Here is a 14064-nt window from a genome sequence, read left to right as displayed (position 1 = left end):
TTATCAACTCCTTAAAGCATTATTATATTATACACTTAAATGCAAATAATTTGCAATAGAATATATTTTTATATTATGATTAATATCCAATACTATAACTATTTTATACTACAATGCTATAAAAATTTGTCATAGAGAGTCATCGTTGACTGAGGACATATATCTTCATCGGTTGATTTTATATGCTATGATAGAAGGGACTTTTGGATTGAAATATGTCTTAAATTAGTATAGAATTAAATGGAAATCGTAGTAGAAAAACAAGAAATAGGAGGGACAAATGAAAAAAAAGCTTATATATATGTTATTCCCTATTATTACAGCTGTAGTAACCGTTATGTTACTTAATATTTTTTTGGATAAAGAAATAGGCGCTATGTTAAAAAGCAAGGATTTAACTGAAATAAATATAGAGTATGGGAGCAGCTATAAGGATAGAGGACTCGTATATAATGAATTTGTTACAAATAATAATTATCAAATATTAGAGGGGTCATCAGAGTTAGGGGCACCAGTCTCACAATTAGCTACAACTTTTTTTCCTGTAGAAGGAATGGATACAATCGTAACTAATGGTAGAGCATATTGTCAGAACTTGACTCAGATATCTAATTTAGGAAGCCAGAATACCCAGAGTAAACCAAATGTTGCATTTATAATTTCACTTCAGTGGTTTATGAGTGACCATGGTGTTGACGGGACAGACTTTCAAGCTAATTTTGCACCAGTGCAATTTTATAAATTTTTATCAAATAAAGAAATAAGTGAAGAACATAAAAAAACATATGCAGCTAGAGTGGACAAGTTGTTATCAGGAAGCTCACAATATATACCAGAAAAGCTTTATGCAAAACTTTATATAAACGATAATTTAATATCTAAAATATCAAGTGTTATATTTAAGCCATATTTTGTTGCAAGGGAAAATATTGTTGAACTTAAAGACAAAGGTCTATTATATAGAAGGTTAAAGAAACTACCTGAAAAATCAGAAAAACAGCTAAGAACAGTTGATTGGAATGAAGAGCATAAGAAGGCCGAGGAAGAAGCAAAGAAACAAGTAACTAATAATGAGTTCTACGTATATGACACATACTATGACAAGAATTTAAAAAATAATTTACAATCTCAAAAAGATATAAATAAAAATGTTGATTTAATGAATTCAAAAGAATTTGATGACTATGAATTATATTTGGACACTTGTGTTGATCTAGGTATAAAGCCATACATAATTTTAGCACCAACTAATGGAAGATGGTATGATTACACTGGAATGACTAAGCAAAGTAGAGATGAGTTTTTCGATAAAGTGGAAGAAATGGCTAAAGAAAGAGGATTTGATGTTTTGAACTTAAAAGATCAAGAATATACGCCTTATTTTATGTGTGATGTAATGCATCTAGGATGGAAAGGATGGCTTGAAATTGATGAGCAACTTTATAAACGAAATAAAGAAAAATAGAGCTTTAGGATTTGCATTAGTAAGTTCGATTGTAGTTATTTTAGCAATTCTAGTATTAACATTTGAACCATTTGCTGAAATACCATTTGTATATAATCAATTTTAAGGGAGATATAAATAATGAAGATTTTAGAAGGCATAAAAAAATACTCAAATAGTAATAGAATCGCATTAAAATGTGATGGAAATGTTATGACATATGCAGAATTAGATACAATATCAGAATGCATAGCAGCTTTTTTATTAAGGGAATTTAAAGACGATAGAACGCCTATTATTATATATGGTAATAAGGAAAATTTAATGATGGCAGTTATGATGGCTGCTTTAAAGTCAGGAAGAGCTTATATACCAATAGATATTAGTTATCCCAAAGAGAGAGTGGAGGCAATTATCAGTGAGGTTCATCCAAAGGTTCTTATTGATTTTAGCAAAGAAAGCAATTTTGAAAGTATAAGGATCCTAAAAGATAAAGATATTGAAGAAATAGTAAAAGAATATAAAGATGTTAAAGTAGAAAAAGAAAATTGGGTAAAAGAAGATGAAAATGCATACATATTATTCACTTCTGGAAGCACTGGAAAGCCAAAAGGTGTTCAAATAAGCAGTAACAATTTAGATAATTTTGTTGAGTGGATTGCAGAATATTTAAATTTAGATGAAAAAGAAGAAGTATTCATGAATCAGGCTGCATATTCTTTTGATTTATCTGTAACATCAATTTACCCAGGGTTATGTTATGGGAAAACATTACATGGATTTTCAAAAGAAACACTTTCAAACTTAAAGAATATGTTTGATGACATGAGACAATCTGATATTAATATATGGGTATCAACTCCTTCGTTTGCAGGAATGTGTGTTGCAGAAAAAGACTTTAATTCTACAATGCTTCAGAATTTAAAAGCAATGATCTTTGTAGGGGAGGTATTACCAAAACCATTATGCGAGGAACTTATAAATAGATTCCCAGGAACAAGAGTGGTAAATGGATATGGTCCAACAGAGGCAACTGTAGCAGTTTCAGCTAATGATATGAGCAAAGAATTATTGTTGGAAGAAGGAAGCTTGCCTATTGGATATCCAATGAAAACATCAGTTGTAAAGATTGTTGATGATGAAGGCAAAGTGTTAGGTGATGGAGAAAAAGGAGAAATAGTAATTGTAGGTCCTAGTGTAAGCAAAGGATACTTTAATAATGAACAAGTTACTGCAAAAGCATTTTTCTATGATGATTATAATGGATCTAAATGTAGAGCATATAGAACAGGAGATTTAGGCTATTATGTAAATGGAAATCTATATTATTGCGGAAGAAAGGATTTCCAAATAAAGCTTAATGGTTTTAGAATAGAAATAGAAGATATAGAAAATAACTTAGTTAAAGTTAGTAATATAAAAAATGCAGCTGTTGTTCCGATAGAGAAAGATGGAAAAATTGCATATTTAACTGCGTTTATTGAGTTAAAAGAAGACAATGGCTTAAGTGGATTAAAAAATGGAATAATGATAAAAAAAGAGTTGGCAAATTTGATTCCTTCATATATGGTACCTAGAAATATAAAAATTGTTAAGCAATTTCCGACTAATGTAAATGGAAAGATTGATAGGAAAAAACTATTGGAGGAAGTATAATGAAGTTGACACAATACGGAGATTACTTTTACTTATATATCTTGCTATTAACATTTATTCCTGCCATAGTTTTAGGGCTAAATGGGATTAAATCAAAATATTATGGAATAATTGCTTCGGCTGTAATGATATATTTGATCATGGGAAAAAGTTTAGGATTAGCTTTATTTTCAATGTTTTTAGTTGGCGAAATTTTTGTTATATACTTATATTTGTTTGTTAGAAAGAAAACAGATAACAAATATTTATATTGGTTATTCTTATTTGCATCAATGATTCCGCTTATATTAACTAAAGTAGCAGGGGTTACACATTATGCTTCATACATTGGGTTTATTGGTTTATCATATCTAAATTTTAAGGCGATACAAGTAGTAATAGAAATTTATGATGGTAGAATAACTCAAATAAATTTTATGACATTTATTCATTTTATAACATTTTTTCCGACCCTAAGTTCTGGACCTATAGACAGATGGAAAAGATTTGAGGATGATTTAAATAAAAAAGTGGAAAAGAATATATATTTAGAAGAATATTTAATTCCAGGTCTGAAAAAGATATTTATTGCAATTGCTTATAAATTTATACTAGCATATTTAATTGATACATATTGGTTGTTAAAAATACCTTCAGGTATTACAATATTAAATAGTGTAAATTATATGTATGCTTACACGATGTATTTATTTTTTGATTTTGCAGGATACAGCTTATTTGCAGTTGGATCAAGCTATATCTTTGGAATCAAAACACCAGATAACTTTAATAAACCTTTCTTAAGTAAGGATATGAAAGAATTTTGGACAAGATGGCATATATCTTTATCAAGATGGTTTGGAGATTACATTTTCTCAAGATTTGTGTTAAATTCTATGAGGAAAAAGAGATTTAAGAATAGGTTTGTTGCGTCTCATGTGGCTCAAATTATTACTATGTTTATAATGGGACTATGGCATGGACTAACTGCATACTATATAATTTATGGATTATATCAAGGAATTGCATTAGTTTTAACTGATATCTATCAGAGAAAATCAGGCTTTTATAAGAAACATAAAAAAGAGAAATGGTTCAATTATGCTCAGGTATTAGTAACATTTCATATAGTATGTTTTGGTATGCTGATATTTTCAGGATATTTATTCAAATAGAAATAGACAAGCTAAGAAATAAAAAAATTAGTACTATAAGAAGGAGTATATTATTATGAAAGATAAAGTTTTAGAAATATTTACTGAAGTTACAGGAAATGATGAAATAGCAGAAGATTTTGATTTAGATCTTTTTGAAGCTGGGCTATTAGATTCCCTAGCAATAATTGAAGTTTTAATTCAAATAGAAGAAAAGCTAGGAATCAAATTACAACCTACAGATTTAGAAAGAGAAGATATGTCAACTGTTAATAAGTTGGCTGCGTTCTTAGAAACTAGATAAAATCTATAGTTTTCTGTAATGAGAATTCTCGCTGTATAGTTCTATAGATAAACCAACTAAGACCCGAACTTATTCATATAGCTCGCCGAAATAAGGATTATGCTGTTGTTCAAGTTTCTAAGGAATTATGATGGATGATCCCAAGATTACAAGTTGCACCCAAGATGCTAGCATCAAAGGCAAGCGCTCACAGAGAAAGTTCGAAGAACGAAATATAAAATTTAGATTCTCACTTTTTGAACTAGCATACTTGAAACAACTTATAATCTAGGAATCAGAGCCATCAAATTCCTAATGAAACATTTCACAAAAGCATAATTCTTATTTCTAGTTGGGATATATTTCATAGTATAAAATCTAACTTATAATTGGTTTATCTATATTATAGATAAGCAACTTAAGAATTTTACTTATGCATTTGATTAGTTCTTCAATTTACTTGAGCTAGCTTGGTGTATATGTCAAGTTCTTGTTTTGGAAATCTATATAGATAACACAACTAAGACCTGAACTTAAGCATATAACTCGCCGAAATGAATAACATACTTAGAAACATTCCACAAAAGTATATTATCCATTTCTAGTTGGAAAATATTCAATAGTTTAAGTATAGTTTATAATTGTGTTATCTATATACAAAAAAGAATCAGACTTATGATATGAAATTCTAGATACTAGAAAAAGGGTTAATCTTTTGTGCAGTGTTGCATTGAGAATAAGGCTGGAGGATTTCTTCATTGGAAATTGTTCCACTTTTTGCTTGTCCTGTGTTTGCCACAGGAGCATGCAGAAATGGGTGCAACTTCTAATGTTAGAAATCCACAGTCCTATTCTCTAGCATACCGAAACAAAAGATTAACCCTTCTTTCGGCGAGTTTATTGCATAAGTATGAACTTATTTATTCGTTAAATATTTTTTCTAAGCACCAGCTTTTCTTATCATCCTTTTTAAAGCTTCCTTTAATTGAAATGGTTTTATGGGGAGCAGCCTTAGAAAGTCCAGATGCTTCAACAACAGCAGTTTCACCATCATTATATAGCAGTGACATTTTTTGAACTCTAAGGAGTTTGTTTTCTGATGAGAAGCCAGAAGTAAAGTTATGTTCTACAGAAAATCCGAGGTCCTTGGAATTGCTTGATATATAAATATCACGAGTCATAAAGAATGAAGCTATAATTATTATTCCGAAAGAAATAGTTAAAGATAACATGAGTCTTCTTTTATTTTTTAGAGTAATATTTTTCTGGAGTCTTCGTCTTCTTCTTTTTTTATAAACAAAGTACTCTTCTTGAATCTGTGCGCTATTCAGCATACTGTATACCTCCTTTATTTTTGATGTACCTAAAGTATAGTTCGAAGAAATTAATAAATAAGATTAAATTCACAGTATATGAGTGAACATAAGAAAATATTACCATATAATTCCATATAATAAAAATAAAAGCGTATGACAAAGTTAAGGAAAAAATATTATTATCTGAGTGAATTCTGAATATAGTCTTATATTTGGAAAAAAGTTTACCAGGTTTTATTTTTATGGTTATAAAATGTCTTTTTTGATATAATTTTATATGAGAAATTAACTATATATGTTTTAAATTAATTTTATACTTTATTGAACTATGGCTAAAAATAGTAATGTAGGAGATTTCATAAAACTTATATATGTTTTGATTTACTAATATAAAAATAATTAATATAAAAATAACAGGATGGTGGAACTATGGATTTTTCAAGTTTAGTATTAATAGAAAAAGATAAAGAAACAGGATTTATAAAGAAAGAACTAGGAAGTTTTGAAGTAAATGAAGGTGCATTGTTTGTAAAAAAGCTTTATGTGTTGGATGATATTGTATATATGTATTTCGATACAAATAAAAATGTTGAAGAATGGGAATACTCAGCAATATATGATTTATTTAATAACGAAGCATTTACTGAAAAAGGATATGAAATTGAAGAGGATTTAGAAGAATACAATCCTACATATATAATAAAATTTAATTATGTAGATGACTATGATGTAATGAAAGGGAAGATACAAGAAGTGGTATCTATAATAGATAATGAGATGAATGCAGTATTTGAAGCTATTAAGGGAAAAGAATCTGAATATACTGAGTAGATAAAAGATATTTTATAGTCATTTGTGTACATTTCATAAGCATATTCTTAAGAATATATATGGTAATATTCTTGAGATAAATAAGGTTTAGAATTTTACTAAAATTTTTGTAAAGAAAGGTGTATTTATATGAGTGATTTAAAGAAAAGAGAAGAAATTGAAGATAAGTTTAAGTGGAAGGTTGATAAGATTTATAAAAATATAGAGGATTGGGAAAAGGAATTTGAAGATGTAAAAAATGAAGCAGTTAAATTAAAAGATTTCTCAGGAAAACTTGTGAATGGAGAAGCAATACTAGATTATTTAAAATTTAATGAAAAAGTATCTAGGAAGGCAGAAAATTTATTTATTTATGCTCATTTAAAGTGTGATGAAGATACTTCAAATACTACTTATCAAAGTTTAATGAGTAAAGTTGATATATACATGGCAGAGCTTGCAAGTTACACAGCATTCTTTGTACCGGAAATTTTGAGTTTAGATGATAGCTTTATTAAAAGCGAAATAAACAGATTAGATGAATTAAAACAATTTGAATTCTTAATCGAAGATATATTAAAAGAAAAGCCACACATATTATCTAAAGAGATGGAAGAATTGTTAGCAGCGGCATCAGATTGCTTGGATGCTCCTTCAGCAATACACAATATATTAACTAATGCAGATATGACATTTGGGAAAATAGAAGATGAAGATGGTAATGAAGTTGAATTAACAGAAGGAAACTATTCTTCATTCATAAGAGGTAAAAATAGAGAGGTAAGAAAAGCAGCATTTGAAAGATTATTTGGGGAATATGATAAGTTGAAAAATACTCTAGCAACGTCTCTAAGTGCATCAATAAAAACTTTCAATTTTAGCAGTAGAGTTAGAAAATATAATAATGCATTGGAAGCATCATTGAAACCTAATAATATTCCTTTAGAAGTTTACAAAAATGCAATTAAAGTAATAAATAATAATTTAGATTCACTTCATAGATATGTGAAAATTAAGAAAAAACTATTAGGATTAGATGAAATTCATATGTATGATTTATATGTTCCAGTCATTGAAATTCCAAAAGAAAGAATTGAGTTTAATGATGGAGTAAATATAGTATTAAAAGCATTAAATCCTTTAGGAACAGAGTATTTAGATATCTTTAAAAGCGGAGTTAATGATGGTTGGATAGATATATATGAAAACAAAGGAAAAAGAGGAGGAGCATATTCTTGGGGTGGATATGATACTATGCCTTATGTTTTATTAAATTATAATAATGAGCTAGGAGATGTTTCAACTTTAGCACATGAAATGGGCCATTCAATTCATTCATATTATTCAAGAAAAGAGCAGCCATATTACTATGCAAATTATACATTATTCTGCGCAGAAGTTGCATCCACAACAAATGAATCATTACTTATTCACTATCTAATTGAAAATGAAAAGGATGAAAAGAAAAAATTATATTTAATAAATCAAGAATTGGAACAAATAAGAACAACTGTATTTAGACAACTGATGTTTGCAGAATTTGAGTTATATACACATGAGACTCTAGAAAAAGGAATACCATTAACAGCGGAAGATTACAATAAAGCTTGGCATGATCTAAATGTTAAGTACTTTGGAAATGAAATTGTTATAGATAAAGAAGTAGATGTCGAATGGTCAAGAATTCCTCATTTTTATTCAGATTTCTATGTTTATCAATACGCTACAGGTTACGCAGCAGCATCAGCTTTTTCTAAGGCTATCTTAGATGGTAAAGAAAATGCGGTAGAAAAATATAAAGGTTTCTTAAAATCTGGTGGAAGTGATTATCCAATAAATATTTTAAGAAATGCAGGAGTAGATATGACAACAGATTTACCAATAGAAGCTACAATAAAGAGATTCAATGAGCTTTTAGATATGATAGATAACTAGGGTTTACAAGGTAATTCAGAAATCCAAGATGTATTTCAATAAGGTATATGAAAGAAAATAACGAGTCCCAAATGCCATGATTATTTTTCATTAGGAGAAGAAGCAGATTGGATTCATAGCGATCCTATTAGTGCAATCTACTGATGAAGCAGAGTGGAAAATAGGCACTTATGAAAAGAGCAGCTATGCTGCAACAAGGAACTTTTCTTAGCAGATAGATTTGTTATTTTTTTGATTATGCCTAATATATAATGTAAAATTCACAATTGTGACAGAAAATAAAATTGTCTATAATTGTGAATTTACATTATAAAATAATAAGTTATGAATTTTTATATAAGAATAGGTAAGGTATTATGAATAACTTTAAAGAAGAATTTTATAAAATTTTAGTAAATGCAGAGAATTTCTATATGAAACAATATTATAGTGATTTTCATAAAAGAGAAATATTTCTTGCAATTAAAGAATTATCAAATGGAGTATACTGTGTTTTGATAAGCGAGGATGAAAATGAAAATATAGACTTTTTAGAAGCTTTTGAATATATAAAAACCTTAGGAAAAGACTTTTCTCTAAATATGATAGTTTTATCTAAAGGGGAATATACAAATATAAATAATACAGTTATGGTAAATAAACTTATCGTGGATAAAGAAAATTATACAGTTATTAAGTGTGATGAATCATGTCTGCCCTTAAAAAAAATACTTGAACTGTATATAAATAAAAGTAAAGTGAAAAATATTGATAATAAGAGAGAATTTTTTAGATATAAAATTCCAACTATGATTTTAATATTGATAAATGTAATAATATTTATAATAATGCAAATTGATATTTATAATATTAAACATTCATTAGGTTCATCTCAGTTGTTATCAGAGGAAATGATAAATGCAATAAATAATTCAGTACTAGTGACCTTTGGAGCTAAATATAATGCACTTATAAATAATGGAGAAGTATGGCGGTTATTAACTTGTGCTTTTTTACATTCTAGCATTATACATATAGCATTTAATATGTATTCTTTATATATAGTAGGTCCGCAAATCCAGCAGATTTATGGGGCTAAAAAGTATCTAGTTATTTACATCACTTCTTGTATAACAGCATCAATATTAAGTTATCTAGCAAGTCCATATACTATATCAGTAGGAGCATCAGGTGGCATATTTGGTCTTTTGGGAGCTTTGTTAGCTTTTGCAATTATGGAAAGACATAGATTGCAGAAAAAATATATATCTAGCTTACTACAGATAATACTTATAAATTTATTTATAGGATTAAGTGTGAAAAATATTGATAATTATGCACACATAGGTGGACTTATTGGAGGAGCATTGATTGGATATGTCTCTTACAAAATATTAAATAAACAGTTGAAGAATTAGATAAATTTATATATTTTTATTGCTTGGGAAATATCATGAATTGGGCTAGAAAAAATGAAATGTAAAGGATTTTATTGAGGCAATATTAATTTTATCTTAAGAAAATAGGGTTGATTTTTTATTTTTATTGAAATATTATTAAATAGGTATAGTATGATGATAGATATAAAATAATAAATGGGAATAAATCTCATTAAATATTAGGAGTGAATGTAATGGGAAAATACATTTTTACCATAACAGCATTTTTTCAAATTTTTGTTTTTGCAATAACATGTTACTATTTAGCTTTAGGACTTATAGGGCTTTTCAGAAAGAAAGAGAATAAGAACTATGAACCTAAAAATAAATTTGCATTGTTAATAGCAGCACATAATGAAGAAGTCGTTATTGGTAGTCTCATAGAGAGTATGCTAAAACTAGATTATCCTAAGGAAATGTATGACGTTTTCGTTATTGCAGATAATTGTACAGATGATACAGCTAAGATATCTAAAGGTTACGGGGTAAATGTTTGTGAAAGATTTGCAAAAGATAAAAGAGGAAAAGGTTATGCGTTAGAGTGGATGTTTGCAAAGTTATTTGCAATGGAAAAACAATATGATGCTATTGCTATCTTCGATGCAGATAATCTTGTACATAAAGATTTCTTAAAAGAGATTAATTCAAAGATGCAGGAAGGTTACAAAGTTGTTCAAGGATATATAGACAGTAAGAATCCAGATGATTCATGGATTGCTGCGGCTTATTCAATAGCTTTTTGGACTCAAAATAGAATGTTCCAGTTAGCTAGAGCTAATATAGGATTTTCTAATCAAATTGGTGGAACAGGATTTGCAATTGAAACTAAGACATTGAAGAAATTAGGCTGGGGTGCCACTTGTTTGACAGAGGATTTAGAATTCTCATGTAAGCTTGTACTAAATGGAGAAAAAGTTGGTTGGGCTCATGATGCGATTATATATGATGAAAAACCATTAAAGCTTAAACAATCATGGACTCAAAGAAAAAGATGGATGCAAGGTTTTACAGATGTTGCTTCAAGATATTTCTTTAAGCTTGTTAAGAAGTCAATAATGGAAAGAAAGTTTTATATGTTTGACTGCGCACTATACGTATTGCAGCCTTTTGTAACGTTATTACTTGGTATTTCAGCAGTTTTGACTTTAATACAGGCAAATACTTCAGGCGTAAATATATTTATTATAAATTATTTGTTTAGTGATGTTGGATTTAAGACATTTGCGGTCATTCAATTTTTGATTACTCCGCTAATATTAACAATTGATAAAAAAATTACAAAACCATTCTTAGTTATGATGGTATTATATTCTAGTAATGTTTTCGTAGTTCCTTATTTAACAGCTAATATGGATAATTGGATTATTGCTTGGGTGAGTGGCTTAGCTTATAACTTAGCATTCTTGATATTAACAGGAATATTACTAGGAAAGAAAGAATTAATTTTATTCTTTAGATTCTGGTTATATGCGTTATATACATTAACATGGATACCAATTACAATTCAAGGTATATTAAATAAGAATAATAAAGAGTGGAGTCATACTAAGCATGTTAGAAAGATAGAAATATGTGATGTGTAATACTCTAAACAAAAGTATAAATTAGAAATCAGGATGTCGTAAAATGGTTGAAAAGACCTTTTTGACATCCTATTTTTATTATGATAAGGTATATGTTTTATGAAAATGTCAAATAAATATATATAAGTAGTAAGTATTGTTAGAAATATATATTTTAATATAAATATTAATGAGATATAATAATGAAATATTGTTTGTCTCATGCAATGCAAGGGACAGAGATTTTAGAAGATTAAAAAAATAAGAAATGTCAGAGTGTTTTTTTATAAGGAGACTCGACTCATGTTCGTTTGTTGAGTGCTCACAGAGTAAGCGACCATCATAAAATCATAGATTAGAGATGTCTTCTTAAGTTTTTTTTGACATTAAAGCAGAAAGGCAGTATATTTTATAGAGCGAAATAATTACGAAAAAATAAGAACTGGTGTTCAGATGGAGGAGTTTTATGGAATTAAAAAATACTAATGCTTATGATGTAACAGATTTAACATCACTTGAAAAGCTAGAACCTGTAAGAATAAGACCAGGTATGTATATAGGATCTACAGGCAGTAAGGGGTTACATCACTGTATATGGGAAATAATAGATAACTCCATAGATGAAATAGCTAATGGATATGGTAATAAAGTAACTATAACATTAAATGAGGATAAAAGTGTAACAGTATTGGATAATGGAAGAGGTATACCTACAGGAATTCATCCAATCAAAAAGAAATCTGGAGTTGAAATGGTATTTACTGAACTTCATACAGGAGGAAAGTTTGATAATAAAAATTATAAAACTTCTGGAGGGCTTCATGGAGTTGGAGCAGCAGTAGTAAATGCTTTATCAGAATGGTTAGAGGTTGAAGTTTACCAAAACGGGAATATATACAGACAAAGATTTGAATATGCTTTTGATAAAGAATTAAAAAGAGAAATGCCAGGAACAGCTGTTGGCAGCTTGAAGGTGATTGGAAAAACAGATAAGGTTGGAACAAAGATCACATTTAAGCCGGATAAAGAAATCTTCTCAACTACTGATTTTAAATTTGATATAATAGATAGCCGATTACAGGAGCTGGCATTCCAAAATAAAGGGATAAGATTAGAATTAATAGATAAAAGAAAAGGACAAGAAATCACTAAAGAATATTACTCAGAAAATGGTCTTTTAGATTTTATAAATTATCTAAATGAAAGTAAAACACCAATTCATGAAGAGCCTATAATTTTTGACGGCGAAAGAACTGTTGGGGAACTTCAATTATATGGTGAAGTATGTATTCAATTTACAGATTCAACTACTGAATATATTGCAAGTTATGTGAATAACATTCCAACAACAGAAGCTGGGACTCATGAAACTGGATTTAAGACTGGAATGACAAGAGCTTTTAAAGAATGGTCTAAAAAGTTAGGATTGGTTAAGGAAAAAGATAAGGAATTTGAAGGCGATGATTTAAGAGAAGGTATGACTGCTATTGTAAGAATTAAAATCACAAATCCTATCTTTGAAGGTCAAACTAAGACTAAACTTGGAAATAATGAAGCGTATACTATGATGAATGATTTAGTGTATACTAAATTTTCTGAATGGATAGAAGATAATAAAACTTTGGCAACAAGTATAATCAATAACGCATTAGAAGCAGCTAAAAGAAGAGACAAGATTAAGAAAATAAATGAAGCAGAAAAAAAGAAAATAGGAAAAGGTACAGCACCACTTGCAGGAAAAGTTGCTGTGTGTACATTGAAAGATAAAACTGTAAATGAATTTATAGTTGTGGAAGGAGATTCAGCAGGAGGATCTGCAAAGCAAGCTAGAGATAGAAGGTTTCAAACTATAATGCCTTCAAAAGGTAAGATAATGAATACTGAAAAACAAAAACTTGAAAATGTATTGGCTTCTGAAGAATTAAAAATATTTAACACTGCTGTTGGAACAGGTACTTTGGATAACTATAGAGAAGAAGATTTAAAATATGACAAGATAATAATAATGAGTGATGCTGATGTGGATGGATATCATATTAGGACACTATGGATGACTTATATTTATAGATATATGAGGCCACTTATTGCTAATGGACATTTATACTTGGCACAGCCGCCATTGTACAAAGTATATAGAGAGACTAAAGGAAAAACTATAGTTAAGTATGCATATAGTGATGATGAACTTGAAAATACAAAGAAACAAGTTGGAAAAGGTGCGCTGATTCAAAGATATAAAGGACTAGGAGAAATGAATCCAGACCAATTGTGGGATACAACATTAAATCCAGAAAGTAGAACCCTGCTTCAAGTAACTATAGAAGATGCGGCTAAGGCAGAAAAGATGGTTTCATTACTTATGGGGGATATTGTTGAACCTAGAAAGAACTATATGTATAAATACGGAGAATTTTAATCAATTCACAGTGTACAATGTACAAGGCACAATTAATGAACACGTTCCTGCGGAACTTGAAATTAAAATTTAGAAATTTCACAATTAATTG

The 14064-nt window shown here is 28.8% G+C and carries 11 protein-coding genes; 10 read left to right on the top strand and 1 reads right to left on the bottom strand.

The features are described 5' to 3' along the window. The first annotated feature begins 280 nt into the window (after positions 1 to 280). From dltD to dltC, 5 genes are read left to right on the top strand one after another with little or no spacing between them, the layout of a single operon-like run. The gene (dltD, locus tag PZA12_RS21285) at positions 281 to 1465 is read left to right on the top strand and encodes a D-alanyl-lipoteichoic acid biosynthesis protein DltD (RefSeq protein ID WP_103697597.1); all 1185 of its coding nucleotides are present in this window, start codon (positions 281 to 283) and stop codon (positions 1463 to 1465) included. Beyond that, the gene (locus tag PZA12_RS21280) at positions 1431 to 1571 is read left to right on the top strand and encodes a hypothetical protein (RefSeq protein ID WP_017212532.1); all 141 of its coding nucleotides are present in this window, start codon (positions 1431 to 1433) and stop codon (positions 1569 to 1571) included. Before dltD ends, PZA12_RS21280 begins: the two co-directional genes overlap by 35 nt. Positions 1572 to 1585: 14 nt before the next feature. Beyond that, positions 1586 to 3100: a D-alanine--poly(phosphoribitol) ligase subunit DltA gene (dltA, locus tag PZA12_RS21275; RefSeq protein ID WP_103697596.1), complete on the top strand. Its 1515-nt coding sequence runs from the start codon at positions 1586 to 1588 to the stop codon at positions 3098 to 3100. Beyond that, entirely contained in the window at positions 3100 to 4254 is a 1155-nt protein-coding gene (dltB, locus tag PZA12_RS21270) for a D-alanyl-lipoteichoic acid biosynthesis protein DltB (RefSeq protein ID WP_103697595.1), read from the top strand. The genes dltA and dltB overlap by 1 nt, the downstream gene beginning before the upstream one ends. Before the next feature lie 55 nt (positions 4255 to 4309). Then, a complete protein-coding gene (gene dltC, locus PZA12_RS21265; RefSeq protein ID WP_017212529.1) occupies positions 4310 to 4537 on the top strand; it encodes a D-alanine--poly(phosphoribitol) ligase subunit DltC in 228 nt (75 codons plus the stop codon). Positions 4538 to 5436: 899 nt separating this feature from the next. Here dltC and PZA12_RS21260 read toward each other — a convergent pair. Further along, complete coding sequence (locus PZA12_RS21260) at positions 5437 to 5850, bottom strand: hypothetical protein (protein ID WP_078114510.1); 414 nt, start codon at positions 5848 to 5850, stop codon at positions 5437 to 5439. Positions 5851 to 6261: 411 nt separating this feature from the next. Here PZA12_RS21260 and PZA12_RS21255 point away from each other — a divergent pair, with 411 nt between their 5' ends. From PZA12_RS21255 to PZA12_RS21235, 5 genes are all read left to right on the top strand, one after another. Next, a complete protein-coding gene (locus tag PZA12_RS21255; protein WP_065418946.1) occupies positions 6262 to 6663 on the top strand; it encodes a DUF6762 family protein in 402 nt (133 codons plus the stop codon). Between the two features lie 129 nt (positions 6664 to 6792). After that, entirely contained in the window at positions 6793 to 8577 is a 1785-nt protein-coding gene (pepF, locus tag PZA12_RS21250; protein WP_103697594.1) for an oligoendopeptidase F, read from the top strand. A gap of 356 nt (positions 8578 to 8933) precedes the next feature. Continuing rightward, positions 8934 to 9974 carry a rhomboid family intramembrane serine protease gene (locus PZA12_RS21245; RefSeq protein ID WP_103697593.1) on the top strand — a complete coding sequence of 347 codons (1041 nt, stop codon included), beginning with the start codon at positions 8934 to 8936 and terminating at the stop codon, positions 9972 to 9974. A gap of 215 nt (positions 9975 to 10189) precedes the next feature. Continuing rightward, entirely contained in the window at positions 10190 to 11578 is a 1389-nt protein-coding gene (locus tag PZA12_RS21240; RefSeq protein ID WP_078114513.1) for a glycosyltransferase family 2 protein, read from the top strand. A 445-nt stretch (positions 11579 to 12023) separates the two neighbouring features. Next, positions 12024 to 13973, top strand: a complete 1950-nt coding sequence (locus tag PZA12_RS21235; RefSeq protein ID WP_103697592.1) for a DNA gyrase/topoisomerase IV subunit B — start codon at positions 12024 to 12026, stop codon at positions 13971 to 13973. The last annotated feature ends 91 nt before the right edge of the window (positions 13974 to 14064 follow it).

The sequence above is a fragment of the Clostridium beijerinckii genome (genome assembly GCF_036699995.1).
In the GTDB taxonomy this organism is placed as follows: Bacteria; Bacillota; Clostridia; order Clostridiales; family Clostridiaceae; genus Clostridium; species Clostridium helianthi.
Note: the sequence above shows the minus strand (reverse complement) of the source record. Positions and strands in the feature narration are given on the sequence as shown.

Excerpts from the sequence above, each read along its gene's own strand:
- dltD (WP_103697597.1), top strand. The coding sequence starts at position 281 with ATGAAAAAAAAGCTTATATATATGTTATTCCCTATTATTACAGCTGTA.
- PZA12_RS21280 (WP_017212532.1), top strand. The coding sequence starts at position 1,431 with ATGAGCAACTTTATAAACGAAATAAAGAAAAATAGAGCTTTAGGATTT.
- dltA (WP_103697596.1), top strand. The coding sequence starts at position 1,586 with ATGAAGATTTTAGAAGGCATAAAAAAATACTCAAATAGTAATAGAATC.
- dltB (WP_103697595.1), top strand. The coding sequence starts at position 3,100 with ATGAAGTTGACACAATACGGAGATTACTTTTACTTATATATCTTGCTA.
- dltC (WP_017212529.1), top strand. The coding sequence starts at position 4,310 with ATGAAAGATAAAGTTTTAGAAATATTTACTGAAGTTACAGGAAATGAT.
- PZA12_RS21260 (WP_078114510.1), bottom strand. The coding sequence starts at position 5,850 with ATGCTGAATAGCGCACAGATTCAAGAAGAGTACTTTGTTTATAAAAAA.
- PZA12_RS21255 (WP_065418946.1), top strand. The coding sequence starts at position 6,262 with ATGGATTTTTCAAGTTTAGTATTAATAGAAAAAGATAAAGAAACAGGA.
- pepF (WP_103697594.1), top strand. The coding sequence starts at position 6,793 with ATGAGTGATTTAAAGAAAAGAGAAGAAATTGAAGATAAGTTTAAGTGG.
- PZA12_RS21245 (WP_103697593.1), top strand. The coding sequence starts at position 8,934 with ATGAATAACTTTAAAGAAGAATTTTATAAAATTTTAGTAAATGCAGAG.
- PZA12_RS21240 (WP_078114513.1), top strand. The coding sequence starts at position 10,190 with ATGGGAAAATACATTTTTACCATAACAGCATTTTTTCAAATTTTTGTT.
- PZA12_RS21235 (WP_103697592.1), top strand. The coding sequence starts at position 12,024 with ATGGAATTAAAAAATACTAATGCTTATGATGTAACAGATTTAACATCA.